Raw genomic sequence first — 23,951 nt, 5'->3', positions numbered from 1 at the left:
ATACTCGACACCCTTAGGACGTGGCGTTTTTTCCCGGCCCTGAAGGACGGCCGTCCCGTGGCTTCCATGCAGGATATCCGTATATCCGTCGAAGTTAGATGAAACGGTATCGGTCTTAGATCCGGGGTGTACCCGCCAATTATTTCAAGTCTATTTAATCTTCTCATTGACAATCCGAGATCCGGATATCTATACTCCACCCATGCTGCTTCGCTCTTTTATGGCCGGTTCGAACTCTCGGTCACGCTGGCGGTCCGTCGGTACTCTTCTCTTACTTCTTTATCTTTTCTTATTCTCCATCTTCGCTTTCTACCATATCTATGCTGCGAACGAGTTGGGTGACCCGCATGGGTGCAGCATCGGTCAATGGATCCATTTAAGCATTCAACCGGCCGCCCTTTTTCTTTTTGCCGTTTACCTTGTGTCTTTCCATTCGGGTAAAAGTGCCTCGATTTTCTTTGTAAGAACCCTCCTTTGGGATGACTGCCTCAAAAGAGGACCCCCTCCCATCGCTCCCCCGGTCTAATCGGTTACCTTTATACAATACGGGTCAGTCCAAAAGAACCGAGACACGATCGTTACTTCCATCGGTGATCGTCATGATCACTCCTTGGAAATTTATTGGTGAGTGGAGGCATTATGCGTTTTATGCTTATAGGTGTTCTGATTTTCCTTCCCATGGGTTCGGTTATTTCAGCAATGGCCCAGGAAGCGGATTCGGATCAGGTTCAAAATAAAGATGAGCGGAATCAGGACCCCGACGGACGCGTTGGCACGACGGATGATACGATGAAGAAACAGCGAGAAGCCATGGATGAGCAGCAAAAGATGATCGATGAGTTGAAGAAGGAAGTGGATCAGTTGGTCGAATCGCAAAAGAAGGTCCTGCCGAGCGAGTTCAACCCGTCCATCGGGCTCGTGGGGGAGACCATCTTCTCCTATCGCAGCCGGGGAGCGTCGGAAACGGACAGCGACCGGCCCGGCGGGTTTGATCTATTTCAACGTTCGGTGGAATTGAATGTGGCCGGATCCGTGGATCCCTTCGCAAAGGGCTACGCGGTCATCAACGCAACGGCGGATACGGCGACCGGCGAGTCGAGTCTGGGGGTCGAGGAGGCCGCGCTCCAGACCACGGCGCTTCCGGGGAATCTCGAAGTGAAGGCGGGACGCTTCTTCGGAGAGTTCGGGCGCCTGGGCTATATACACGACCATGAACTGCCGTTCGTGAATCGTCCGCTCGTGCTCGATCAGTACATCGGCGGCGAATCGAGGACGGACGGCGTGCAGGTGAACTGGCTCGTGCCGGCGGAGCGCTACATCAGCCTGACGCTCGGCGCGGGGCAACAATTCGGCGGCGATAACCCGCCGAACTTTGTCGGCGATTTCCGTCACGGGAGCGGATTGAACTATTGGGGCCGGCTGTCCACTTATTTCGACCTGACACCGGACATCTCGCTCGAACCCGGCGTTTCGGGCCTGTGGAATCCGAATACCGTGACCCAATGGGACCCCGCCGTTCAGGCGCTTCCTGCCGTGACGGGCAACACGTTGACCGAGCGGGAGCGCCGTCTCGTGGGAGCGGACTGGGTGCTGAGCTGGAAGCCGCTTCGGAACAATCAGTTCCAGAGCCTTACCTGGGGGACGGAAGTGCTCTACAGCGACAACCGTTACGACGTCGCGGACCCTTCGGGCAACGCCCTGCCCGGCCGTTCCGTCGGTGCTTACGGCTTGTACTCGTATCTCACGTACAAGTGGCATCGGCAATGGTCGGACGGAGTCCTGTATGAATGGCTGGAGGACATGGTGAACAAGCAGGCCAAATCCTCTGCGTACTCTGCATACATTACATGGGCCCTCAGCCACTGGAATCAGCTGCGGCTTCAATATACGTACACCGACCCCAATGCCGCGTCGGGCTTGCGTTCGGATAGCGCGGTTTATATGCAATGGGCCTGGATCATCGGCTCGCACGCGCATGGCTGGCAGCAGCGCTAACTCTGGACAGGAGGAATATTCCATGAAACCCTTAGTAAGATTATTATCGATCATCGCGCTCGCGGCGGCCTTGTCCGGATGGACGGCGCCGGCTCATGCCGCCAAGATCCGGGTCGTCTCGACGCTGACCGACATGGCCGACTTTACCCGCGAGATCGGCGGAGACCTGGTCGAGGTCCACAGCCTGGCCACCGGCGTCGAAGACACGCACGGCGTCCCGATGAAACCCAGCTTTGTGCCCATGATGAACCGGGCGGACTTGCTGCTTTCGGAGGGATTTGAAATGGAGCACGCATTTTTACCGGCGCTGCTGGAGGCGAGCAAGAATCCGCGCATCCAGAGAGACCGGTCCGGCTACGTGGATTGTTCGCAGGGCATCGTTCCGCTCGACGTGCCCAAAACAACCGAGCATTACGCGGGCGACGTTCATCCCTACGGGAACCCGCACTACATGCTCGATCCGGTATTGGCGAAGACCGCGATCGAAAACATCTACAAAGCACTGGTCGCATTCGCCCCCCAGGATCAAGCGGATTTGACGCGCAACCGCGACGCGTATCTCGCCAAGCTCAACGGCAAGATCGCCGAATGGGAAAAGGAAGCCGCCCCGCTCAAGGGCGTGAAGTTCATCTCCTATCACGAGGAGTGGAACTACTTCGCGGCGCGCTTCGGCATGAACTTCTTCGGCACGGTCGAACTGAGGCCCGGCATCGATCCGACCCCGCGTCACATCGAGGAATTGATCGCCGGGATGAAGGCCGGGCGTGTGCCGATCGTCGTGCGGGAGCCGCAGTTTCCCGAGAAGGTGCCGGAACGCATTGCCGAACAAACCGGCGCGACGATGGTAACGCTGCCCATCATGCCGGGCGGCGTGCCGCAGACGGAGACCTACATTAAGATGATGGACTACATTGTTCACACGATGGTCGCGACCGTGCAGGCGAGAAAGTAACCGCGGGAGAGTGTGTCCGCCCGGAAGACCCGGGCGGACACGGACAAAAAGCATGAATGAACCCCTGATCACTTTCGAGAACCTGGGTATCGGGTACAAAGGCCGAGCGGTGCTGTCCGGGATATCCCTCACAATCGCCCGAGCCAGTTTTACCGCCATTCTCGGCGCCAACGGCTCGGGCAAAACGACGCTGCTCAAAACCGTGCTCGGGCTGCTTCCACCGGTCGCCGGCCGCATCGAAGCCGCGTCCGCGGACGCACCGCTAGTGTTTGGATACGTCCCTCAAGCCGTTCAGTTCGACCCGGTTTATTTGCTGACGGCGTTCGAGGTCGCCCTGATGGGCACCTACGGTCGCGTTCGCGCAGGCCGTTTCATCCCGGCCGCCGAACGCGCCTTCGCGCGCGAATGCCTGCATGCGGCGGGCGCCGGGGAATTGGCCCGTAAGCGCTTTGCCGAACTCTCCGGAGGCCAGAAACAACGTGTGCTTATCGCCCGTGCCCTGGCGGCTCGCCCCGGCATCCTGGTGCTGGACGAACCGACGGCCGGCGTGGATCACGCGACAACGCGTGCCGTGATGGACTTCATTTCGCAGATTCGCCAGGAAAGGAAGATCACCGTCCTGCTCGTCACGCACGACTTTGCGGCGGTGCGCAGGCACGCCGATCAAGTGGTATGGCTCCATGAGGGAAAGGTCTTCCAAGGTACAGCCCACGACTTGCTAACACCTGAACGCATGACGAAAATATTTGAAGAAGGGAGAGACTGATATGGAAACGCTTCATCAGATTCTCTCGCCCGATTTTCTCCTGCGCAATTCGCTTTACACCAGCATACTCGTCGGCCTCGCCTGCCCCTTGGTCGGCGTTTATCTCGTGATGCGCCGGCTGGCGTTTATGGGCATTGCGCTGCCTCAGATTTCCTCGACGGGCGTTGCGATCGCTCTGTCACTTCCTTTATGGCTCGGCTTCAATCCGGCGGAGCACGGTTCGCAGAGCGCTCACACGCTGGCCTTCGCGGGCTCGGTCACGTTTTCTCTGGCCGCGATTCTGACGCTGGCGTTCATGGAGCGAAGAGGCCGCGGACAACCCGAAGCCCGGCTTGGCACCGCATACGTCGTGGCTTCGGCTTTGGGCATTTTGCTTCTGTCACAAAACCCTTACGGCGAGATCGGCTGGCTGGACATGCTGAAAGGAGAGGTCATCGCCGTTTCCAATTTCGATCTTGCGCTGACGGCGGCAACGCTTGCGCTTGTTCTCGCGGTGCTGGGAATGTTTCAGAAGGAGCTGCTCCTGGTCTCCTTCGACCGCGACATGGCAGCGATCCTTCGCAAGAACGTCGTTTTCTGGGACGTGTTGCTCTATATCCTGATCGGACTGACCGTTTCGATGGCGGTGCTCAGCGTCGGTCCGCTGATTTCGTTCGGCTTCTTGCTGATCCCCGCGCTGATCGCGCACCTGTTCGCGCGCAACATGCGCCAGTTCACGGCGCTCGCATCGTTGATTGGAGGCGCGGCGGCGTTCATCGGTTTCTATATTGCGTATGCCTGGGATATGCCTGTGGGCCCGGCGGACGTCGTTCTCCTCGGAGTGCTTTACGCAACGGCCTGGACAGTCGCGAGGCTTCTCCAGGCCCCTCGTTTCCGCGGCCCCCGCCTTTCCCGTCCTTGACACGCCTTCCCGAATGTGTTACGATTCTATAAAATCGTAACACGATTCCGGAAGGAGTTCCCCCTCGATGAAGAAAACCATCCGTTTCGGGGTTTCCCTCGACCACCATCTCCTGGAGGGCTTCGATCGTCTGATCAGGGACAAGAAATACGTCAACCGGTCCGAGGCGATCCGGGACCTGATCCGCGATCAACTGGTCGAAGAGGAGTGGAAGCTCGGGGAGGCGGTCGTCGGGACGATCACGATCGTCTACGATCACGACGTCCGGGAGCTGGGCGAAACGCTGGCCCATCTCCAGCACCGATATCACAAAGCGGTCCAGTCCACGCTCCATGTCCATCTGGATGAACGGAACTGCATGGAGGTGCTGGTCGTGATGGGGAAGGGGGCGGCGGTCAAGGCGATTGCGGATCGTCTCATCGGGACCAAAGGCGTCAAACACGGCAAGCTGAGCATGACGACCACCGGCAAGGCGCTCTCATGAGGCTGAGGGAAAGCCGATGATGGAACATCTATGGCTGGTGCTGCTCACCTCGTTTCTCTACGGTTTCCGCCACGGGATCGACTGGGACCATATCGCGGCCTTCACGGACATCACAAGCACCGGCGGAACGGGAGACGCGCCGCAGGCGGGGGCCATGGGCAAGGGAGACCGTGCGTTTGTGTCCGCCTTGCGCACGGGGCGGCCCGTTCTGTTCCTCTCGACGATGTACGTGCTCGGCCATGCGGCCATGGTGGTCACGCTCGGTTCGGCGGCGCTCCTGGCCCAGGCGCTTCTGCCCGCTTGGGTGGACCCGATCCTCGAGCGGGTCGTGGGATTTACGCTGCTCCTCCTGGCCGCCTGGGTGTTCTACTCCCTGGTCCAGTATCTCCGCGGCCGGGCCGAGTTCAGGTTGCGCAGCCGCTGGATGCTGGTTTTCTCCGGCATCGCCTACCTCTGGCACCGGATGCATGAGTGGCTGGAGGGGCGCGCGCATGAACATCGACACCGGCTGACACGGTACAGTCCGGTTTCCGCCTTCATCGTGGGCATCATTCACGGCATCGGCGCCGAAACGGGATCGCAGGTCCTTCTCATTGCCGCCGTCGGTGGGACGAGCGGAGTCGCGAGTGGTCTGCTGTTGATGGGAACCTTTGTCGCGGGCCTTATCCTCAGCAACAGCCTGATCGCCGTGGTCACGGCCACAGGCTTTCTTAGTGCGCAGAGGGAACGGGGCGTGTATGTGGCGGTCGGCGTGGCGGCGGGCCTGTTCAGCCTGGTGGTGGGCGTCTATTTTCTGACGGGCCGCGCCGAGTCGCTGCCCGACCTGCCCGGAATGTTCGGCGTGCTCGGCGGCGCGGTTCCCAGAGGAAAATAAATACGATACATGGAACCAAACCCTCACGGCCGGACCGCCGGCAACGAGGACTACAACAATCATGATCGGGTCTCATGAATTCGGATGGACAATGGAGGCGCGAACGCGCCGCATCCTGGCGGCCGCGCTGCTTTCGCTGGGGATCCATCTCTCGGGCGGATGGTTCGTCCTCCAACTCATAAAGGCGATGCCGGTTATACGACCGCCTCAGCCGCTCGAAATCAGCCTGATCGCTCCGGCGCCATCCCCCGGCCCCTCTCTGGCTCCAAAAACGCGGGCGCCGAGCCCCCGACCGGTCCCCAAGCCGCTTATTCCGATCCCGTCGCCGGTCCCCGAGCCGCCGACGCCCTCATCCGAAATTGAAAAAAAGGCGGAAACGACGGAGTCGCCGGTTCCCCCGTCGTCCGTCCCTTCCGATGGGCCGAAGGAAAGCCGTCCGCAAACCGATTCTGAAAAGGGTCGGGAGTCGACGAGAGAAATGTTGCCGGAAACCCATCCCGCTTTCGACGCGGACTACCTGAAAAACCCCATTCCGGAGTATCCTCCAATGGCACTAAGGCTGGGTTTGCAGGGCACGGTGATCGTCCGCGTGCTTGTCGATCCGGACGGACGTCCGGATCGCGTGCTGCTGGAGAAAAGCTCGGGAGCCCAAATTCTGGATGACGCGGCCCTGCGGGCGGTGGAACGCTGGCTGTTTGTGCCGGCCCGGCGGGGTGATCAGTCGGTCCCGGCCTGGGTCGATGTTCCGGTTCGTTTTCGGCTTAACTGACGTCAAGGCAGGCGAAGCATGGGTTCGACGGATTCGGTCACAAGCGGCGGATGGGCGGTCTACCTGCAACAGGTCAGCCCGGTCGTCACGGCCGTTTTGTGGTTGTTGGTCGGTTTGTCCTTCCTTACCTGGTTTTTAATCCTGTACAAGGCGTTGGAGTTTTGGCGGGCCCTACGCGCGGACAAGCGCTATGCGCAGCAGTTTTGGAATACGAAAGTGATTTTGTCCGCAAGGATTGGAGAAAGCGCGGACCTCAAAGGGGGCTACGCCCAGTTGACCGATAGCGGATTGCGAGCCTTGGAACGGTATCGTGAGCAATTTGGGATCGCGAACAGAGGGGCCGGCGATTCGGCCGAGATAGTCGCCCGCGCGTTGCGACAGGCGGTTCAAGACTGCATGACCCGATCGGAAGCCGGTCTCGGGTTGTTGGCGACCATCGGTAATACCGCCCCGTTCATCGGATTGTTCGGAACCGTTGTGGGGATTATGTCCGCGCTCAAGGATATTTCCCAAACCGGCGCCGCCGGTTTGGACGTCGTGGCCGGTCCGATCGGCGAAGCTTTGATCGCGACCGCGGCGGGTCTGGCCTGCGCGATCCCGGCCGTCGTGGCCTACAACATCTTTGTGCGCCGTTTGAGGGTGCTGGCCAACGGGTTGAACAGGTTTGCCCAGGATTTGCTCGGGCGGATCTTGTCTGAAAACCAGGCCCGCGATCGTGCGGGGTCCGGAATCAAGGAGTGAAGATGGCGCCGGATCCGATGGAAGAAGACGGCTCTCCGCGGCCGTTGAGTGAAATCAACATGATTCCCCTGATCGACGTGATGCTTGTGCTGCTGGTCGTTTTTATCGTGACCGCGCCTTTGTTGAAGCACAGCGTCAAGGTCAATTTGCCGAAGGCGGATGCAAAAACCTCGTCGGTGAAGAACGCCCTGGTCGTCAGTCTCGACCGGGATCTCCAACTGTTTTTGGAAGGCGTCCCCATCACCCGGGAGGAGCTGGAGCGTATGTTGAGGATGCGGATCGAACGGGGCGAATCGCCGGCGGTCGAGCTGCACGCCGACGGCGAGATCGCCTACCGGCAGATCGTGAGCCTGATGGCTCTCTTGCAAAGCGCGGGGGTCACGAAGCTTTCGTTTATGACCGAGCCAAGCAAAAGAGGCGCGAATCATGGCGGATAATATATTTGGAGAATAAATAATGCTGAGAATGTTGAGAACGGCGGCCATGCATTATTGTTCCGTGTGCGAATTCCTTTATCCCAGGTTTGTCATGGTGATTTTTGTCGCGGCGGTCGGAACGGTGATGGCGCCCGCTCCCGGTACGGAGGGGGTAAATACGGCCTTCGCGGACGATGACACGGGCAAGGTCAAGACGTTGGAAACGGTTGACGTGACCGCCACGGGGGTCAGCACCCTTGATGCCGCCTCATCGGGCGATGTTGGTCATCAGGAACTTGAGAACCAACCGCTGCTGAGACCGGGCGCCTTGCTGGAAAACGTTCCGGGCCTCATCGTGACCCAGCACTCGGGCGAGGGCAAAGCGAATCAATATTTCCTGCGCGCGTTCAATCTGGATCACGGCACGGATCTCGCCACGGAAGTCGACGACATGCCCATCAACATGCCCACGCACGCCCACGGTCAGGGCTACACGGACCTGAACTTCCTGATCCCCGAGGTGGTGGGCGATCTCCATTACAAGAAGGGCCCTTACTACGCCGACGAGGGCGATTTTGCGACGGCGGGCACCGTGCGCATGGGTTTGCTCAACAAGGTCGACACCACCGCAACCTTAGGGTACGGACAGGACGGCTATCGACGCGCGTTGCTGATGGGTTCGCCCGAGGTGGGCGCCGGCACGCTCCTCTACGCCGGGGAGGTTTACCATAACGACGGCCCGTTCGTGAACCCCGACGATTACAACAAGCTGAACGGCCTGCTGAGGTACCATCAGGGGACGAACCGGGACTTTTTTACGATCACCGCGATGGCTTACACCGGCCAGTGGAATTCCACGGATCAGGTGCCGGAGCATGCGGTCGACGAGGGACTGATCGGTCGATTCGGGACCCTGGCCCCGACGGACGGGGGCGAGACGACCCGCGAAAGCCTCTCCTTCAACCGGGTCAAGCGAACGGACGCCGATGAATCGCAGTTTTCCGCGTACCTTATCCGCTACAAACTGAACCTTTGGTCCACCTTCACCTATGACTTGTCCGACCCGGTGAACGGGGACCAGATGCTGCAGCATGACGACCGGGTGGTTTACGGTTTCAAGGGTTCAAAGACCTGGTACACCGACCCGGCCGGTCTGCCGATGTCCAATCTGATCGGCGTGCAGGCCCGCGTCGATGATATCGGGGACGTGGGCATCGATCACACCGTTCAACGTCAGTTCCTGAGCACGACGCAAGACGCCGGCGTGATGGAATCGAACGGCGCCGTCTACTACGAGAACAACACGCAATGGCACCCGGCCGTGCGCACGATCCTCGGCCTGCGCGAGGATGCCTTCACGTTCAACGTCAGGGACAAAATGCTCAACGGCAACGACACGTGCGATATCAACAGCGACCCGTTGGGCTGCAATACCGGCACCGTCAAGAAAAGCATCTTCAGCCCCAAGCTGGGAATCGTCCTGGGTCCCTGGGCCCGAACCGCGTATTTCATCGATATCGCGGACGGGTATCACAGCAACGACGCCCGTGGCGTCACGCGAAGCGGAGAAAATCCGGACGCCCCGCCCGTTTCGCCGCTCACCCGCGCGACCAGCGGCGAGGTGGGGCTGCGGAGCACGCTGGTGCCGAGGTGGGAGACGTCGGTCGACGTGTTCCTGCTGAAATTAAGATCGGAGCTGGTCTTCAGCGGCGACGCCGGCGCCACCGAGCCCAGCGGGGCCACGACCCGCACCGGCGTTGAATGGGGAAACAAGGTTCATTTGACCGACTGGCTTTACGCCGACCTGAATGCCGCCTTTACCCAGGGACGTTTCGATCATAACGTGTCTCCGGACGATCTGGGGTGCGGAGACGCCGATCCGACCCACCCCTGCGCGACGGCTCCCGCTATTACGGGACGGTATATCCCCAACAGCCCGACCAACGTCGTCGACGCCGGTCTGACCGCGCAGCTGCCTTCGGGGTGGTTCGGCGCCCTCCACGCGCGGCACTTCGGGGAATCGCCGCTGGTCGAGGACAACAGCGAGAAATCCCCGGCCTATACGACCTTCGACGTCCTGTTGGGTTACCAGCAACCCAAGCAGTGGCGGGTCGCACTGGACATCTTCAACCTGTTCGATGTGAAGTGGAACGACATTGAGTATTATTATGTATCCCGGCTGCAGGGTGAAACGAATGCCCGGCCGGACTTTGTCGTCCATCCCGGCGTGCCGCGCACTCTCCGAGCCTCGTTTCAATACTATTTTTAACCGACCTGTTGCAGCCGACATTGCCGTGGGAGCCTTTAAGAAAAAACTTGACCGCCGCCTAAAAAAGGATTATATGAATCATAAATAACAACCATGATGACACAAAAGACACAGATCAAACGGACGGCCCTGGTTCTGGCGATGGTCTACCTGTTCCTGTCCGGTTTTATGGCGGTCGGGGCGGGCAAGCAGGACGTTCATCGAATGCATCATGCCGGCCATGCCAAACAGCACTCGACCCTTTTCTGTCACTGGATGTGCTCGGCTGCAACGTTCGTCCATTCGGCCGAGCTGCGGGTTTCGGACGGGGCGAGAGAGCCTTCTTTTGAGAGGCCGGCCGTCTATGCGGAACCGGTTTTGGGGCATCTTTCCGTATTCTCATTCTACATCCGTCCTCCTCCTATTTTTCCCGCCTGAAGGTTTTTACCCGTAAAAAAATATAAATCGAGCTCGATCCGGCGCCGCGTGTGACTCATGCCTTCGTCCTGATCTATTCGAGAGACGGACGGCAGTTGTTCTTTCCGCCGCGCGTTCGGATTGTAAACAATCAAATCATCCAAAGGGGCCCGGTCGTCCATGCGTAAAAAGACGGTTTCACCATTAATCTGCCCTCATTGTAAAACGAGTGGTGAGGGGAATGTTCTCAGCCTGTTTTGGGAGTACAGGGAACGAAGTTGGCGCTGCATTATCTGCGGCTATCGGGGTTATGAATACTCGGCTTCGTCGGGGGGTATAGGGGCGGCCGAACATTAAACGGCAAGGCCGGCTCGGGATGGGGCCCTCCTTTGCTGGGATTTGCAATGAGGCAGATCCGGGATTTCCTTGCCCCGTCTCGGGCCGGTCGCTGCCTTGGTCATCTGGCCAAAGCGCCGATGTAGAAGACGGAGCATGACGACCTGTTCGAAGATCGTCATAGGGTCGTCCGTCACCACGGAGGATACCCTCCGTTCTTGACAGTCTTAGACCCTTTCTGGTATAGGTAACGCACAATGAAGATTTCCGGGGGAAATTTGAAGCGGACCGCCTTGCTGATCACCGCGGTCTATCTCTTCCTATCCGCCTTTATGATGGTCGGGGCGGTGCAGCATGACTTTCAGCATGAGCACGATGCCGACCACGCCAAACAACACGCGTCCGTTTTCTGCGATTGGATGTGCGCGGCCGCGGCCTTTGTTCATTCCTCCGATCTGAATCTCACACAAGGCTTCGATTCATCCTTTGAAAGCGAAGTCGTTTATCGCGAGCGCTTTTTCACCAGCCTTTCCATCTTTTCATTATATATCCGACCACCCCCTCTTTCTTTCTCGTAACAAGACCAAAGAATCCAATTGATATTCCTGTGGTGTGGATTGATCCGTCCGTACGGCCGAGATGAATCCGCATAGTGAGCGCAATCCCCGCCTGTGAGGGCGGGGTTGGCGAGCGAATTAAAAATGGAGGCCTTTTCCACCCGGATCGAAGAATCCCCGGCTGGAAGGCCGGGGTTCTTCAATTCCGTTTCAATCACGGGATAAAACCATCAGGAGGGGAGATCGATGCTTCGTTCGATGTTTTCTTTAATCGTCGTGATGTGTCTCGGAATTTTTATGGTTTGTCCGACGGCTCTGTGGGCTCATGGGGTGGTGGGACAGCGATTTTTCGTGGAATCGGAGTCGGTTGAAGATCCTTTTGCGTCCGATGAAATGGATCTTCTTGGGTACTCCCACCAAAAGGACAGCGAAGGCCAGGCCACTGCCTATGGCGGCGGGATTTCCAAACGGCTCTCGCCCAACCTGGGCTTCGGTGTGGATTGGGAATACGATGTGGACAATCCTAACGACGGACCTTCCGAACGGGGTTGGCAAAACCTGGGACTGCACGTCAAATACACGATGGTGCGTATTCCGGAGCATGAATTTCTTGCCACCGCGATGATCGATTATGATTGGGGAAACACAGGAGCCAAGAAGGTCAGGGATCAGTTCAGTACGGTGACTCCGACGTTTCTTTTCGGGTACGGCTTCGGCGATCTTCCCGACGCCCTGGGGTATTTGAAGCCGTTTGCCGTTACCGGACTGGTCGGTATCGGCTCACCTTTCCGAAATCCGAGCTCCGATTCCTCCGATATCGCAAGCGACCTCGGATACGGTCTGGTTCTGGAATACAGCCTCCTCTACCTTCAATCCTATGTCAAAGACATCGGAATCGGATGGCCTTTCAATCGTCTTGTTCCGATCGTGGAATATAGCGTGGACATGCCTTTAAATGGACCGGACTTCGGGAAAAAAACCGGGGCGTACTATCCGGGAATCGCCTGGGCCGGTCGGTTCTACCAGGTTAACGTGGAGGGCATCGTGCCGATCAACAGCCAGAGCGGGGGCCACGGAGTACAGGCCCTGATCCACCTGTATCTGGACGATATGTTCCCAAAAACCTATACCTGGACTCCTTTTTATGGGGTTCTGGGGGGGACTCAAAGGTAACTTGAAAAGGGAGGGCGGCGTCTGTTTGGGCCCATGCGGTTCGCGGCAGGGCGGCCATGATTGAAAAACCAAAAAAAATCGCCGGGGTCCTGCTGGGGTTTCTCTTAATCGTTCCGATGCCGGTATGGGGTCATGCCTTTCCGGATCATTCGGATCCACGAGTAGGGTCGGAAGCAAAAACTTCTCCGGATCAGGTGAAGATCTGGTTCGATGGACCGATCGAACCGCTGTTCAGCACGTTGGAGGTTTTCGATTCGAACGGGAAGAAGGTGGATAAAGGGGACGGCCAGGTGGATCCCAGCGACCATACCGTTCTTGAGGTCGGCCTGCCGCCCTTGCCGCCGGGGACGTATACCGTCTCTTGGAGCGTGATTGCCATTGATACCCATCATACCGAGGGCCGTTTTAAATTTATGATCGAGGGCAAGTCATGACCGGTCATACGATGTATTTTCATGTGCTGGTCCAGTGGCTGACCTTTTTGGGGGTCGCTTTTCTGGTCGGAGGCGTGGTTTTCCGATCGACGGTGCTGAACCGAAGTCTAAGGGTTCTGGGTTCAGGGTCGCCGGATTTGGAAAGAGCGCAGGCGACCGGTCAGCGCGATCTAAAGCGCTGGATGGGCCGCTGGCTGATCCTTTTATTCATCGTCAGCATCGTGGATCTGATTATCCGCGCCGAGATGATGAGCCGGAAACCTTTCTCGGCGGTGCTTCCGATGCTCCCCCTCATTATCTCGCAGACCCACGCGGGCAAGGTTTGGATAGCCAAGATGGCCATCCTTTGTTTGTTAATCGCGCTCTGGTTCTTCATTAAAAAAGATCGCGCGCGACCCGGACAGCAGGTCCTCTGGCTGTTGGCTTCCGCGGGGCTCTGTCTTACGGTCAGTTTGTCGGGTCACGCAGCCGACAAAGGGGATTTTTCCATTGCGGTGGCCGCCGACTGGCTGCATATGATGGCGATCTCTTCCTGGGTGGGAGGGTTGGTCCCGCTGCGGTTTCTCCTGCCGAAGATTTGGGCGCCGTTGGATGAGAAAAAGCGTATTCCATTCCAGACCGCTTCGATCCATCGCTTTTCGTGGCTCGCCGCTCGATGCGTCGGTGTCTTGATTCTCACCGGCGTGTATGCCGCCTGGCTTCACCTCCGGACGGTGTCCAACTTGGTGGGAACGCCTTACGGGATTACGCTTCTGTTCAAGCTTGCCTTCGTCGTCCCGATGCTGGCCTTGGGCGCCCTCAGCCGCTACTATATCCGGCCGGCGCTCCAGACCCTGGCGGGAGAACCCGTGCGCGTGAGTTTTATCGGGAAGACGATCCATCGCGTCGTCTGTCTGTTGGGGGGAGATACCGGGAGCGCGGACCATCGCATGCTGGAATTGCGTTACAGTTCGGCCCGGATCGCCGTGGTTCACTTTCAGGTCTTTGTCGCACTGCAGTGTCTCCTTGCGGTGGCCGTGTTGGGATTGACGGCTTTGCTGACGCAGACGTCGCCGCCGAACCTGACGAATTTCGCCGCGCCGGATAGTTCCTCTGACATGCAGAATAAGGGTATGTAGGTAACATAAAAACCCAAACAGACAAATTTTTGGATCAGGTTTTTAGTCGTCGATGGACAGCCCGATAGTCCATATGAAGTTACGGCACGTTCATAACAACAAGGAGGTCGGACATGCGTAGGATGTGGGTAAACGCGGTCATGGCGGTCGTATTGGTTATGGGTATTTTGGCCATTCAAACGCAGGCGGCGGACCAACAGGTCACGCTCATGCTGGGCGGACAGTACTGCGAGTTCTATCCGAAGGAGATCACCGATGCCTTGATGGCGGTCAAAGGTGTGAAGTCCGTCGATCTACAGAGCATGAAAGGTCACGCCATCGTGGAGCACGACGGCAGCGTGAAGGAAGAGCAACTGCTCGATGCGATCAAAACCGTCAAGGGGACTAAAGGGGGGGTAGATTGGTACTGCGACGCCGAGGTTATGAAGTAGAGCGCGCGTTCTTCTGATCAGCATTATTCCTGCTTGTAGGGTGAATGAGGCCGATGCGATGTGGAAAAAAACGGTGATCGTAATCGGTTTCGGAATGGTGTTGGGATCTGTAGGTGCGGGTGTATGGTTCGTGCGGCACGGATTTAGCGCCAAGGATGCGCCGAGCGTTCTCGAACTGAAATTGGCTCGATATCTGCGGCATCTTGCGGTGCCTCGACAACAGCGGGAAGCCAACAACCCGATTCCGGCCACGCCGGAGATTTTGGCGGAGGCCCGGGAGCACTTTGCCGATCATTGCGCCGTGTGTCACGGAAACGATGGAAGCGGTAAGACGGACATCGGTCGGGGCGTTTATCCCAAAGCTCCCGACTTGAGGGAGCAAGAAACCCAACGGCTTTCGGACGGGGAGTTGTTCTACATCATTCATAACGGCATCCGGTTCACCGCGATGCCGGGGTGGGGAACGGGTCGTCCGGAAGACGATCGTGACAGCTGGAAACTGGTCCGGTTCATTCGTCACCTTCCCGTGATCACGGAACAGGAGCTGGAGGAGATGAAACGGTTTAATCCCGTAAGTCAGATGGAACGAGAGCGCGAGGCTGAGGAAGACCGCTTCCTTCGAGGAGAAGATGTGCCGTTTCATCCGGAGGATAGCCATGTGCATTGAGAGGGAGAAGCGCATCGTGCGATCCGTCACGTATACGATTATGGCTTGGGCGCTGTTGACAACCGGGGCGCTGAGTATTGCGCATGCACATGGACAACATGTGATGGGGACGGTGATCCGTCTGGGACCCGGCCAGGTTCAGGTTCGCACGACCGATGGGCAGACTCTTACGCTGATTCTGACCCGCGACACAAAGGTTCAGGCAACCCAGGAATCCGAGGGGGCGGACACATTGCAAGTCGGGGATCGATTGGTCGCCGACGTGGATGAGGAGCAGGATCGGCTCGTCGCTCGCGAGATTCGTTTTTCGAGGGGACATCAGAAATAAGAACCGCAAGAAAGACATGTCATGCAGGAAGGAGCCATTTATGAGAACCAGGCTGTTTAAACTATTCTTCGTCATTTTTTCGGCCGTGACAGCTATTTCAACGGGGTCAATATTGCCGGTTGAAATCCAGGCGGACGCGACCCCTCCGTATCGGATTCTGAACGAGCCGTCCGCGCACTCCGCCGGTAAAGTGCGGATGGAAATCTTCGTCGATTTCTATTGTCCTCATTGCCATCACTTTGAAGCGACGGTGCTTCCCGAACTGAAACGGGAGTTCGGAGACAAGTTGGAAGTGATCAATGTGGGATTTCCCGTGATTCGCAACCAACCGAGCATGCCGTTCGAACTGTATGAGGCCGCGCGAGAGGAGGGCCGGGGGAATGTAATGGCCGGCGTTCTTTTTCGTGTGCTGCAGGATGAGCGCCTGAATATTCTCGACCCCTCGGTGGAAGAAAAAGTGATTCAGGAGGCGGGTGTGAATCCGGACGCCATGAAGAAGCGGCTCGCCTCCGGGGGGCCGAAACGCAAATTGGAAGAAGGCGTCTCGCGAGGCAACCGTTACGGGGTGAATTCCACGCCGACCGTGTTGTTGGACGGCTATGTGTTGTCCGAAGTCCCGACGGCGGAGAATCTTCGCCCCCTTGTTCAAAAACTTTTGTCCGGAGAGAGGCTATAGACCGGATTCAACCCGGCAGCCTCAGGTTAAGGAATGAACGTTTTCGTCTTCATGAAAAACCAACCGCGCCAAGGGTTCCGATCCTGGTCGTGGCGATTTATTCTGACCGCCGTCGTGACCCTGAGCTATCTCACTCTCACGGGTGAGGCCATCCGTTGCCAATACGATTCCCATCCCCACGAAGAACATCACTCCTCATCGTCGCATGATCATCCTTCCCCGCATTGCATGATGTCCATGCATTGCGCCGCGGCCGCTCTGCATTCGGCCGCGCCCGCACAACACCGTCCGCTCCAACCCCTCGCGCGACTCCTTGAGTCCAACCCGCTCGTTCCCGGAACCGGCGGGGTTGTTGGCGCATCCACCCGCGCTCCTCCCTCCATCCCTTCGCCATCTGAGGCGTCGTGACGCCGTCGTTGCACGGCTGACCCGCGCTTCGACCGCTCGCTGACGAGTCATGATTCGACCGGACGCCATGGGCCTGTGCGCATGATGTCCGGCCAACCTAAGTCCAATTCGAGAACGGAGGGACGCTGAATGAACCGCATCAATCAGGTCGGTACGGCTGTGATCGTCTGCATGGGGCTGATTTTCCCATCACTCGGTCTGGCGGAGGAACCGGCACCGCCGAAGGAGAACGCCACGGAGGAAACAACCACAAACCCATCAACGGAAGCGGCGCCGACGACCGAGGCCGGCAAACCGGTCACCACGCTCAGTCCGGTAATCATCAGCGCGACGCGGACGGAGCGCACGGTTTCGGATCTTCCGGTCAGCAGCACCGTTCTCGATCGCCAAGCGGTCCAACAGACTCCGGCCATTGCGACCGACGACGTCCTGCGGGAGGTCCCTAGTCTCAATTTCAGCAATTCTTTGCCCAGTTTTATGAACCATCCCACCGGGAACTGGGTATCGATTCGAGGCTTGGGAGGCATCGCGCCGCACGTACTCGTTCTCATGGACGGGATTCCGCTCAATGATCCATTTTTTGGTTACCTCGATTTCAACCGGGTACCGAAGGAGGCGATTGACCGCATCGAGATCGTCCGCGGGGGCAGTTCCAGCCTATGGGGAAGTTTTGCGGAAGGCGGCGTGGTGAACATCGTCACGAAGCCGGTCGACGCAACGGAACTGAAAGTGACCACTCTGGGCGGATCGGACGGCACCTTTCGAACGGATGTCCACAGCAGTCAGAAGATTGACGATCATCTTGGAATCAGCCTGGATACGAATTATTTCGGGACGGCCGGCTACGACGCCGTAGAGCCCGATGTGCGGGGAGCGATCGATCGCGCAACGGCGAGCGATTCTGCCAACGTCCAGCTTAAAATGGATTATCACACGGCGGATTTCGAAGGTTTTATCCGCGGCAACGATTTTAAAAACCGCCAGAGGCTGGACACCCGCATGAGCGCCAACGACACGGATACCGTGAATGTGGCAACGGGCGGACGATGGATACTCGATGCCCAAAGCGACGTCAAAGCCAATCTCTTTTTCTTGAATCAAAATTTTACGACGAACAATACCGATTTCAGCCCTCCCAATTTTGACCGAAACGCCGAGTTCCTTTCCAACCTGCACCAGACTCCGGCCAACGACGTCGGAGGATCGCTGCAATGGACGCGAACCACGGACAGTTTGGTGAAACTGCTCAACGCGGGGCTGGACATCCGCCATATCGAGGGCGTCGACCGGCAGCAGGACATTGCCGTTCCTGGCGACAGTCCCACGGTGCTCAACGGAGGCGGACAACAGCTTTTCGCCGGATTGTTCGTACAGGCGAGCCTCCGCCCGGTCCCAGACTGGGAAATTCTGCCTAGCATTCGTTTGGACTATGTCAGCGACTATAATGGCAGCATGGTGACCATCCCGGGGACCACAACGCAGTTCGACGACAAGGATTATCTTCAACTGAACCCGAAGCTCGCCACGCGGTACCAAATCGTCAAGGCCGTTGCCATACGCGCCTCCGTCTATCGAGGCTTCCGGGCGCCGACGCTCGACAACCTCTATCGGGAGTTCACCGCGGAGGGTTTCAAGCTTCTGCCGGATTCCCAATTGAAGCCGGAGGTCTTGTGGGGAGGCGAGACCGGATTGGATCTTTCCCAGGGACCCTTCCAGGGCCAGGTCAACTTCTTTTACAACAGGGTCATTGATCAGATCAATTTTATTACGACGAGTTTCTCTCCCGTATACACGGTGCAAGCCACGAATATCGGCAAGACGAGAAGCCTGGGTGTTGAAACGATCGGCGACGTGCAATTGACCGAAACGCTCTCTTCCGGGGTCAGTTACAGCTACACGGATTCTAAGATTATTTCCAATCCCCCCGATCCTTCGATCGAGGGCAATCGGACCCCGGACGTGCCCGTCCATTCGGTAAGCGTCGTCGCGCGATACCGGCAGCCCGCCGGGGCCCAACTGGAAGTACGGTTCCGGCTCCTCAGTTCCATGTGGGATGACACCACCAACTCCTTAAGTCTGGATGCGGAACACGTGGTGGACGCCTCGGCCTCATACCCCATTGGGAAACATATGGAGGTCTTTGTGATTGGTCAGAATATTTTTGACGATAAATACGTTGCAACGACATCGGGCGGCAATCACTTGGGGCCGCCCTTTCAAATCTTCGGAGGCCTAACGCTGGCCTTCGGCGGAAGTCATGAGTAAACGGCCTGCAGCAGGTATTTCACTGTTGCGTGGCAGGGTGGCAAAAGGAGGTAGGCCATGACGACAGCGGATCAATCACCATCTCGTAAGCCTTGGTTCGATTATCGGGCCGTGTGGCGGTGGCATTTTTATGCCGGCCTCTTCTGCATCCCCTTTGTCCTCTTTCTGGCGGTCACCGGCTCCATCTATCTATTCCGGCCCCAAATAGAGCCCTGGCTCGACCGTCCCTACGACCATCTCGTGGTGACGGGACACCCCGCCAGCGCGGAGGCCCGCGTCGGAGCCGCGCTCGCCGCCGTTCCCGGATCGGTTCTGCACTCGTATGAACTGCCGAAATCGCCGAATGCCGCAACCCAGATCATCGTCAAGCGGCGGGCCGAGGACGTCCGTGTGTACGTTCACCCTGAAACCCTGCAAATTCTCAAGACCGTCAAAGAAATGGACCGGCTGATGAATGTGATCTTCTACTTGCACGGCGAGTTGCTCCTGAAAAACACGGGATCGACGATTGTGGAACTGGCGGCTTCCTGGGCGATCATTATGATCGTCACCGGCCTTTATCTCTGGTGGCCGAGACAGGGTCGGGGCCTGGCCGGCGTCGTCTATCCGCGTTTCAACGGCGGGACACGCCTTTTCTGGCGCGATCTGCACGCGGTTACCGGAGTCTGGGTATCGAGCCTCGCGCTGTTTCTCTTGGTAACGGGTCTGCCCTGGGCTTTTGTGTGGGGCAGCTATTTACAAAAGGTTCGTGATCTAACCCACACTGCGGTCGCAAAGCCGGACTGGCCCGTCGGCCATCCCGAAGGTGAGCCGGGACAGGTGCCGCCGGCTGCGGCCGGAGGCACGACGGCAATACCGGCGGAACATGCGGCCCATATGGCCCGTGCAGGGGGAAAAGGGGAGGCGGCTCGGAATCCGGCGGACTATTCCCCGATCGACCGGCTGGTGGGCGTTGTGGCTCCACTCAGCCTCGCCCCTCCGGTTTTGATCTCTCCGCCCGACAAGGACTCCCCGAACTGGACGGCCAGGTCGGAGGCTCAGAACAGGACCTTGCGCGTCGATCTTGTCCTGGACGGCACGACCGGCGCGATTCTCAAACGGGAAGATTTTAAAGACCGTCTGTTGGTGGATCGACTCGTGGGGATCGGCGTCGCGGCCCACGAAGGGCAACTTTTCGGCTGGCCGAATCAACTCCTGGGCGTGCTGACCGCCTCCGGTCTTATTCTCCTGAGCGTCAGCTCCGTGAACATGTGGTGGCGGAGGCGTCCCGCCGGCGTGCTTGGCGCGCCGGATCCGATCCAAAATCCTCGCTTTTCGATCGGGCTTGGCGTCCTGATCTTGATCTTCGCCGTCTATCTGCCGCTGTTCGGCCTGTCCATGCTTGTGGTGAAGATCATCGAAAAACTGATCCTGCGTCGCATCCCCGCCGTTCGCGACTGGTTGGGGTTGACTATGGCGGCGATCAGATCGGGATAGAAACAGATGACGCATGAGGGAGGGCGCAGGTTGACCTGGGACAGACTGGCGGGACTGCTGGTCATGCTTGCATTGCACGGTGCGGGGTTGTTTGCGTTATGGCAGTACCGGGTTCAAATCACCCCGCAGGAGGCGGTCACCCTCTTCGTGAACTTCATCAATCCGCCGCCACCGGCCCAACAGCCGGAGCCGCCTAAACCCAGGATTTTGCCCAAACCGGTCAAGCCGGAGCCGCCTCCGCCGGAGACTCCGCAACTTGTGGTCGAAGCCCCCGTGGTGACGCCGGAAGAGCCGGCGGCGCCGCCACCACCCGAGCAGGTTATCGAGGCCCCGCCCAAGCCGGCTGGTCCGGTGATGCTTGCCTCCGAGCTCGCGGACACCTGCCCAAAGCGTTTTCCCCCGGAGTATCCTCCGACGTCCCGTAAGCTGGGCGAACAGGGACGGGTCGTTCTCTGGGTGGAACTGGACGAACAGGGACGCATGAGCTCCGCCCGCGTCGAGACCAGCAGCGGGTCCAAGCGGCTCGATGACGCGGCCCTGGCCGCTGTGAAAACCTGGCGTTGCAGTCCGGCCATGCGAAACGGGACGGCGGTACGCGCGGCGGCGCTTCAACCTTTCGTGTTTAAGCTGGAGGGACGGTGAGATGGAGCACACGTTCGGATTTGCCCACTTTCTCACGCAGACGGACCTATTGGGCAAGGGAGTGATCGCCGCCCTTCTCGTGCTGTCCATGGCGAGTTGGTATTTGATCCTGACCAAGGCCCTGGCCAATTTTCTGGTGCAACGGCGCTCGGCGGCGTTTCTTTCACGGTTTTGGGAGGCCGAATCGCTCAAGGCGGTGAGTGATGTGGTTGAGAGCTGGCCGAGCGAAAATGCCTTCGCCAAGCTGGCCATTGACGCGTTGAATGCGGTGGGCGATTGCGAGCGACAGGTCTCACAGAAGCTCGCGGCGGCCGTGGGCCGTGGCGAATTGCTGACGCGGACACTGCGCAACGGAATCGATCAGGAAGCGGCGCGAGTCGAACAGGGTCTGACCGTGCTGGCCTCCGCGGGCTCGTCGGCGCCCTACATCGGGTTGTTCGGCACCGTATGGGCGATCTACCACGCGCTGGTGAACATTGGTTTGTCCGGCCAGGGCACACTGGACAAGGTGGCGGGCCCGGTGGGGGAGGCGCTGATCATGACCGCGCTCGGACTCGCCGTGGCGATTCCCGCCGTACTGGCCTACAACGCCTTCAACCGGCGCAATCGGATGTGGCTGGCCAAGCTGGACGCGTTTGCCCACGACCTGTACGTGCTGATCACGGTCGGTGTCAAGGCCGGCGGTTCGGCCGGGGATGGTCCATCCTCGCGTTCTGAAGGGAGTCGTCATGGCGATGGGTAGTTTTGACGGACGTAGTCGACAGGGTCCGATGGCGGAGATGAACGTCGTCCCGTTGGTCGACGTGATGCTGGTGCTCTTGGTGATCTTCATTATCACGGCGCCGCTATTGACTCACGCGGTGAAGATTGATTTGCCCAAAGCCTCGAGCGCCCCCAACCTCACCCGGCCGGACCACATCGAATTGGCCATTCGGCAGGACGGCACCCTGTTCTGGAACGGTGAGTCGGTCACATTGGAAGAGCTCAAATCGCGGTTTGCTAACGAGGCTCAGCGGGAACCGCAGCCGGAGTTGCATATCCATGCCGACCGGCTGGCCTATTACGACTCGGTTGCCAAGGTCATGGCGGCCGCCGCCAAGGCCGGGCTCGGTCGGATCGGGTTTGTCACTCAGCCGGAGAGGGATGATTGAAAAGAGACGGCGATGCAGAGGGTTTCAGGCCGGAGAGAAGATGGATAATAAAGAAGAAGAGGTGCATCATGAAGAAGTTATTGCTCGTTGCTGTTTCTATATTTACGCTGGGTTTTGCGGCCGTGGCGCTGACTGAGACCGCTCCGCAGTCGGTAACGCCGAAGGACGGTGAACTTCCTTTTCCGGCGGACTACAAGTCGTGGCCGAAGTTTCTGTCGGAAGTCCAGCGGCCGGCCATTAAACAGATCCGGGAGCTATACCTCAATCCCAAAGGGGCCACGGCATCCGCCGGAAAGGAGTTTCCTTACGGAACGGTTTTCGTGATGGAAAACTATAAGGCAAGGGAGAAAGCCGATGGGACGCTGGAATTCAAAGCGGACGGTAAGCTTGCGAAGAGCGATCTGGCGACGATCTTCGTCATGGCGAAAGGCGAAGGCTGGGACAAGGATATGCCGGACAACCTCAAGACGGGGTCATGGGTCTATTCGGCCTATGCTTCGGATGGGAAGCCGTTGGCCGAGGACTTCACCAAGTGCCGCGGATGTCATATTCCGATGGCGCAGAAGGACTTCGTCCACCGGTACGACGAGTACTTTGAACAACGTGTGCACGATCACCACTGATTGATGGCCCGGTTTGCGGAAGAGGGACCATGATCGACAATAATGCTCAAGAGACCATGTACCTTCACCCCGTTGTCCGAGTGCGCGCCTTTCCGGCCGCGCGTGTCGGATGCCGTGAGACGGCCGGGTTTTTAGTGAGAGAACCGCAGGAAGGCGGCGCACAGAATGATCAACAGGCCCAGGACCAGCGAGATATGGGCGTAGGGGATCGCGTCCTCGCCCGTTTCCGGGGGGTTCGACTTATACAGCACGTTCAACAGGTAAATGCTTCCGAAGGCCGTTACCAACGCCAGCTTGACGCCCAAAAAGATCACCCACAGTTTCGGCGCGTGATCCATCTCCCGAAGCGCAAAACCCACATTCAGGCCTCCGGTGATCAAGATCAGCGCCAGGAGGATTCCGGACATCCGGTAGTAACGGTTTCGAATGTCCTGGAAAAAGACCTTCGTGGATTCTTGCGGGAACTTTCCCCGGAGCGCCGGAGTGAGGGTCATCACGACGAAAGCCAAGCCGCCGATCCAGATCACGACCGATACCAGATGCACCCAGTGGTTGAGTGAGGCGAGGACGCGCATGCTCAGGCGTTGGGTCGCTCTTCGGCCGCTTTGGCCGTTTTAAACTTCGCGAGAATTTCGTTGAGCACGGCCGGGTTTTTCATGGCCTCTTCCATCGTCCGCTTGCCTTCCTCGATGCCGGCGTTTGCGATCTCCAGGGAGATGGTATCGGCTCCCAGCTTTTGTGCGTGCTGTTCGATCATGCCGCGCGTGCAGTCACGCATGTAACCCGACGGGACCTTCTCGAGTCGTTGAATCGCTTCCTGTGTCCAGTGGAGCTTATCCATCGCCAAGACCTCGTTGAGGTTGAGTCCCTCGGTTTCCAAAAGGGGGACGGCAAACTCTTTGGTGATGACCGTCAAGCCTTTCTTGCGGCCCGATTTGTCTACCTTGGCCTTCGCACGCCTTCGTTGGAAACCCGGCGGAATCATCCGAAGGACCTTTCGCGCTTCCTCCGTCCATTGGAGCTGGATGTCGTCATAAGCCGTTTCGGTTTCCAGCCCTCCCTCGGCCTTGGCGGCGGCCTCGAAGATGGTTTTGTCCAGAAAC

The 23,951-nt window shown here is 58.5% G+C and carries 27 protein-coding genes; 25 read left to right on the top strand and 2 right to left on the bottom strand.

Features of this window, described 5'->3' with window-relative positions; translation table 11 throughout:
* The first annotated feature begins 789 nt into the window (after positions 1–789).
* The 25 genes from VLY20_00210 to VLY20_00090 all read left to right on the top strand — a co-directional run bounded on the left by VLY20_00210 (position 790) and on the right by VLY20_00090 (position 22,848).
* Positions 790–1,995: a hypothetical protein gene (locus VLY20_00210; protein HUK55066.1), complete on the top strand. Its 1,206-nt coding sequence runs from the start codon at positions 790–792 to the stop codon at positions 1,993–1,995.
* A gap of 22 nt (positions 1,996–2,017) precedes the next feature.
* The gene (locus VLY20_00205) at positions 2,018–2,947 is read left to right on the top strand and encodes a metal ABC transporter substrate-binding protein (protein HUK55065.1); all 930 of its coding nucleotides are present in this window, start codon (positions 2,018–2,020) and stop codon (positions 2,945–2,947) included.
* Between the two features lie 52 nt (positions 2,948–2,999).
* Complete coding sequence (locus VLY20_00200) at positions 3,000–3,713, top strand: metal ABC transporter ATP-binding protein (protein ID HUK55064.1); 714 nt, start codon at positions 3,000–3,002, stop codon at positions 3,711–3,713.
* A 1-nt stretch (position 3,714) separates the two neighbouring features.
* Positions 3,715–4,614 carry a metal ABC transporter permease gene (locus VLY20_00195; protein ID HUK55063.1) on the top strand — a complete coding sequence of 300 codons (900 nt, stop codon included), beginning with the start codon at positions 3,715–3,717 and terminating at the stop codon, positions 4,612–4,614.
* A gap of 67 nt (positions 4,615–4,681) precedes the next feature.
* Positions 4,682–5,098 (top strand): nickel-responsive transcriptional regulator NikR, encoded by a 417-nt coding sequence (gene nikR / locus VLY20_00190; protein HUK55062.1) that lies wholly within the window; start codon positions 4,682–4,684, stop codon positions 5,096–5,098.
* 16 nt (positions 5,099–5,114) lie between these two features.
* The gene (locus VLY20_00185; protein HUK55061.1) at positions 5,115–5,972 is read left to right on the top strand and encodes a hypothetical protein; all 858 of its coding nucleotides are present in this window, start codon (positions 5,115–5,117) and stop codon (positions 5,970–5,972) included.
* Between the two features lie 91 nt (positions 5,973–6,063).
* On the top strand, positions 6,064–6,741 hold the full coding sequence (locus tag VLY20_00180) for an energy transducer TonB (GenBank protein ID HUK55060.1): 678 nt from the start codon (positions 6,064–6,066) through the stop codon (positions 6,739–6,741).
* 18 nt (positions 6,742–6,759) lie between these two features.
* Positions 6,760–7,482 (top strand): MotA/TolQ/ExbB proton channel family protein, encoded by a 723-nt coding sequence (locus tag VLY20_00175; GenBank protein HUK55059.1) that lies wholly within the window; start codon positions 6,760–6,762, stop codon positions 7,480–7,482.
* A gap of 2 nt (positions 7,483–7,484) precedes the next feature.
* Positions 7,485–7,919 (top strand): biopolymer transporter ExbD, encoded by a 435-nt coding sequence (locus VLY20_00170; GenBank protein HUK55058.1) that lies wholly within the window; start codon positions 7,485–7,487, stop codon positions 7,917–7,919.
* 19 nt (positions 7,920–7,938) lie between these two features.
* The gene (locus VLY20_00165) at positions 7,939–10,167 is read left to right on the top strand and encodes a TonB-dependent receptor (protein ID HUK55057.1); all 2,229 of its coding nucleotides are present in this window, start codon (positions 7,939–7,941) and stop codon (positions 10,165–10,167) included.
* Between the two features lie 93 nt (positions 10,168–10,260).
* The gene (locus VLY20_00160; protein ID HUK55056.1) at positions 10,261–10,584 is read left to right on the top strand and encodes a hypothetical protein; all 324 of its coding nucleotides are present in this window, start codon (positions 10,261–10,263) and stop codon (positions 10,582–10,584) included.
* 572 nt (positions 10,585–11,156) lie between these two features.
* Positions 11,157–11,477 carry a hypothetical protein gene (locus tag VLY20_00155; protein HUK55055.1) on the top strand — a complete coding sequence of 107 codons (321 nt, stop codon included), beginning with the start codon at positions 11,157–11,159 and terminating at the stop codon, positions 11,475–11,477.
* Between the two features lie 225 nt (positions 11,478–11,702).
* Positions 11,703–12,629: a hypothetical protein gene (locus VLY20_00150; protein ID HUK55054.1), complete on the top strand. Its 927-nt coding sequence runs from the start codon at positions 11,703–11,705 to the stop codon at positions 12,627–12,629.
* Between the two features lie 56 nt (positions 12,630–12,685).
* A complete protein-coding gene (locus VLY20_00145; protein HUK55053.1) occupies positions 12,686–13,063 on the top strand; it encodes a copper resistance protein CopC in 378 nt (125 codons plus the stop codon).
* Positions 13,060–14,181: a CopD family protein gene (locus VLY20_00140; GenBank protein HUK55052.1), complete on the top strand. Its 1,122-nt coding sequence runs from the start codon at positions 13,060–13,062 to the stop codon at positions 14,179–14,181. Before VLY20_00145 ends, VLY20_00140 begins: the two co-directional genes overlap by 4 nt.
* Before the next feature lie 113 nt (positions 14,182–14,294).
* On the top strand, positions 14,295–14,612 hold the full coding sequence (locus VLY20_00135) for a heavy metal-associated domain-containing protein (GenBank protein ID HUK55051.1): 318 nt from the start codon (positions 14,295–14,297) through the stop codon (positions 14,610–14,612).
* A 58-nt stretch (positions 14,613–14,670) separates the two neighbouring features.
* Positions 14,671–15,279 carry a c-type cytochrome gene (locus VLY20_00130; GenBank protein ID HUK55050.1) on the top strand — a complete coding sequence of 203 codons (609 nt, stop codon included), beginning with the start codon at positions 14,671–14,673 and terminating at the stop codon, positions 15,277–15,279.
* The gene (locus tag VLY20_00125; protein ID HUK55049.1) at positions 15,269–15,607 is read left to right on the top strand and encodes a hypothetical protein; all 339 of its coding nucleotides are present in this window, start codon (positions 15,269–15,271) and stop codon (positions 15,605–15,607) included. The genes VLY20_00130 and VLY20_00125 overlap by 11 nt, the downstream gene beginning before the upstream one ends.
* A gap of 40 nt (positions 15,608–15,647) precedes the next feature.
* Positions 15,648–16,283, top strand: a complete 636-nt coding sequence (locus VLY20_00120; GenBank protein ID HUK55048.1) for a thioredoxin domain-containing protein — start codon at positions 15,648–15,650, stop codon at positions 16,281–16,283.
* A gap of 537 nt (positions 16,284–16,820) precedes the next feature.
* Positions 16,821–18,956 carry a TonB-dependent receptor gene (locus VLY20_00115; GenBank protein HUK55047.1) on the top strand — a complete coding sequence of 712 codons (2,136 nt, stop codon included), beginning with the start codon at positions 16,821–16,823 and terminating at the stop codon, positions 18,954–18,956.
* 57 nt (positions 18,957–19,013) lie between these two features.
* Entirely contained in the window at positions 19,014–20,432 is a 1,419-nt protein-coding gene (locus tag VLY20_00110; protein ID HUK55046.1) for a PepSY domain-containing protein, read from the top strand.
* A 30-nt stretch (positions 20,433–20,462) separates the two neighbouring features.
* The gene (locus VLY20_00105; GenBank protein HUK55045.1) at positions 20,463–21,074 is read left to right on the top strand and encodes an energy transducer TonB; all 612 of its coding nucleotides are present in this window, start codon (positions 20,463–20,465) and stop codon (positions 21,072–21,074) included.
* Between the two features lies 1 nt (position 21,075).
* Entirely contained in the window at positions 21,076–21,816 is a 741-nt protein-coding gene (locus VLY20_00100) for a MotA/TolQ/ExbB proton channel family protein (protein HUK55044.1), read from the top strand.
* The gene (locus VLY20_00095) at positions 21,803–22,225 is read left to right on the top strand and encodes a biopolymer transporter ExbD (GenBank protein ID HUK55043.1); all 423 of its coding nucleotides are present in this window, start codon (positions 21,803–21,805) and stop codon (positions 22,223–22,225) included. The genes VLY20_00100 and VLY20_00095 overlap by 14 nt, the downstream gene beginning before the upstream one ends.
* 68 nt (positions 22,226–22,293) lie before the next feature.
* Entirely contained in the window at positions 22,294–22,848 is a 555-nt protein-coding gene (locus VLY20_00090; GenBank protein HUK55042.1) for a cytochrome P460 family protein, read from the top strand.
* 131 nt (positions 22,849–22,979) lie between these two features.
* Here the strand turns inward: VLY20_00090 and VLY20_00085 are convergent, their stop codons facing one another.
* Both VLY20_00085 and VLY20_00080 read right to left on the bottom strand, forming a co-directional pair.
* A complete protein-coding gene (locus VLY20_00085; GenBank protein ID HUK55041.1) occupies positions 22,980–23,423 on the bottom strand; it encodes a hypothetical protein in 444 nt (147 codons plus the stop codon).
* A 2-nt stretch (positions 23,424–23,425) separates the two neighbouring features.
* On the bottom strand, positions 23,426–23,951 hold a 526-nt coding region (locus VLY20_00080), incomplete at its 5' end, for a universal stress protein UspA (GenBank protein ID HUK55040.1).

Source organism: Nitrospiria bacterium (assembly GCA_035517655.1).
Lineage (GTDB): Bacteria > Nitrospirota > Nitrospiria > JACQBZ01 > JACQBZ01 > JACQBZ01.
The sequence above is the reverse complement of the archived record's forward strand: the minus strand, read 5'-3'. Positions and strand labels throughout refer to the sequence as shown.

What these genes read in the sequence shown, in the direction of transcription:
- VLY20_00200 (HUK55064.1), top strand. Translation starts at nt 3,000, where the DNA reads ATGAATGAACCCCTGATCACTTTCGAGAACCTGGGTATCGGGTACAAA.
- VLY20_00135 (HUK55051.1), top strand. Translation starts at nt 14,295, where the DNA reads ATGCGTAGGATGTGGGTAAACGCGGTCATGGCGGTCGTATTGGTTATG.
- VLY20_00145 (HUK55053.1), top strand. Translation starts at nt 12,686, where the DNA reads ATGATTGAAAAACCAAAAAAAATCGCCGGGGTCCTGCTGGGGTTTCTC.
- VLY20_00185 (HUK55061.1), top strand. Translation starts at nt 5,115, where the DNA reads ATGATGGAACATCTATGGCTGGTGCTGCTCACCTCGTTTCTCTACGGT.
- VLY20_00195 (HUK55063.1), top strand. Translation starts at nt 3,715, where the DNA reads ATGGAAACGCTTCATCAGATTCTCTCGCCCGATTTTCTCCTGCGCAAT.
- VLY20_00130 (HUK55050.1), top strand. Translation starts at nt 14,671, where the DNA reads ATGTGGAAAAAAACGGTGATCGTAATCGGTTTCGGAATGGTGTTGGGA.
- VLY20_00125 (HUK55049.1), top strand. Translation starts at nt 15,269, where the DNA reads ATGTGCATTGAGAGGGAGAAGCGCATCGTGCGATCCGTCACGTATACG.
- VLY20_00140 (HUK55052.1), top strand. Translation starts at nt 13,060, where the DNA reads ATGACCGGTCATACGATGTATTTTCATGTGCTGGTCCAGTGGCTGACC.
- VLY20_00175 (HUK55059.1), top strand. Translation starts at nt 6,760, where the DNA reads ATGGGTTCGACGGATTCGGTCACAAGCGGCGGATGGGCGGTCTACCTG.
- VLY20_00180 (HUK55060.1), top strand. Translation starts at nt 6,064, where the DNA reads ATGGAGGCGCGAACGCGCCGCATCCTGGCGGCCGCGCTGCTTTCGCTG.
- VLY20_00155 (HUK55055.1), top strand. Translation starts at nt 11,157, where the DNA reads ATGAAGATTTCCGGGGGAAATTTGAAGCGGACCGCCTTGCTGATCACC.
- VLY20_00095 (HUK55043.1), top strand. Translation starts at nt 21,803, where the DNA reads ATGGCGATGGGTAGTTTTGACGGACGTAGTCGACAGGGTCCGATGGCG.
- VLY20_00170 (HUK55058.1), top strand. Translation starts at nt 7,485, where the DNA reads ATGGCGCCGGATCCGATGGAAGAAGACGGCTCTCCGCGGCCGTTGAGT.
- nikR (HUK55062.1), top strand. Translation starts at nt 4,682, where the DNA reads ATGAAGAAAACCATCCGTTTCGGGGTTTCCCTCGACCACCATCTCCTG.
- VLY20_00160 (HUK55056.1), top strand. Translation starts at nt 10,261, where the DNA reads ATGATGACACAAAAGACACAGATCAAACGGACGGCCCTGGTTCTGGCG.
- VLY20_00090 (HUK55042.1), top strand. Translation starts at nt 22,294, where the DNA reads ATGAAGAAGTTATTGCTCGTTGCTGTTTCTATATTTACGCTGGGTTTT.
- VLY20_00115 (HUK55047.1), top strand. Translation starts at nt 16,821, where the DNA reads ATGAACCGCATCAATCAGGTCGGTACGGCTGTGATCGTCTGCATGGGG.
- VLY20_00205 (HUK55065.1), top strand. Translation starts at nt 2,018, where the DNA reads ATGAAACCCTTAGTAAGATTATTATCGATCATCGCGCTCGCGGCGGCC.
- VLY20_00110 (HUK55046.1), top strand. Translation starts at nt 19,014, where the DNA reads ATGACGACAGCGGATCAATCACCATCTCGTAAGCCTTGGTTCGATTAT.
- VLY20_00165 (HUK55057.1), top strand. Translation starts at nt 7,939, where the DNA reads ATGCTGAGAATGTTGAGAACGGCGGCCATGCATTATTGTTCCGTGTGC.
- VLY20_00150 (HUK55054.1), top strand. Translation starts at nt 11,703, where the DNA reads ATGCTTCGTTCGATGTTTTCTTTAATCGTCGTGATGTGTCTCGGAATT.
- VLY20_00100 (HUK55044.1), top strand. Translation starts at nt 21,076, where the DNA reads ATGGAGCACACGTTCGGATTTGCCCACTTTCTCACGCAGACGGACCTA.
- VLY20_00210 (HUK55066.1), top strand. Translation starts at nt 790, where the DNA reads ATGAAGAAACAGCGAGAAGCCATGGATGAGCAGCAAAAGATGATCGAT.
- VLY20_00085 (HUK55041.1), bottom strand. Translation starts at nt 23,423, where the DNA reads ATGCGCGTCCTCGCCTCACTCAACCACTGGGTGCATCTGGTATCGGTC.
- VLY20_00120 (HUK55048.1), top strand. Translation starts at nt 15,648, where the DNA reads ATGAGAACCAGGCTGTTTAAACTATTCTTCGTCATTTTTTCGGCCGTG.